This is a genomic window from Sporosarcina aquimarina (assembly GCF_023715615.1).
Taxonomy (GTDB): domain Bacteria; phylum Bacillota; class Bacilli; order Bacillales_A; family Planococcaceae; genus Sporosarcina; species Sporosarcina aquimarina_A.
The window spans coordinates 1-220 of sequence record NZ_JAMBOM010000037.1 but is presented as its reverse complement, the minus strand read 5'-3'; the positions used below and the strand labels follow the sequence as shown (position 1 = coordinate 220).

Sequence of the window (220 nt, the reverse complement as noted above, 5' to 3'; positions counted from 1 at the left end):
ACAGCTCCCCGAAGCATATCGGTGTTAGTGCCGTCCTTCTTAGGCTCCTAGTGCCAAGGCATCCGCCGTGCGCCCTTTCTAACTTAACCAAAAAGTTAACGTTCTTCTTTCATTCAGCGATGAATGAAAAGAAAGAACAAAAGAATCGCTGTTCGGCTCACTACGAATAGTGTCCGACTCGGTTGATTGTCTTGATGTGTTGCTTCAATGTCGTTTTATC

1 rRNA gene is annotated in these 220 nt (G+C 45.5%); it reads right to left on the bottom strand.

Going from position 1 to position 220, the window contains the following annotated elements:
• Positions 1-89: ribosomal RNA gene (locus M3197_RS17285) — 23S ribosomal RNA — on the bottom strand; the annotation flags it as partial.
• Between the last annotated feature and the right edge of the window lie 131 nt (positions 90-220).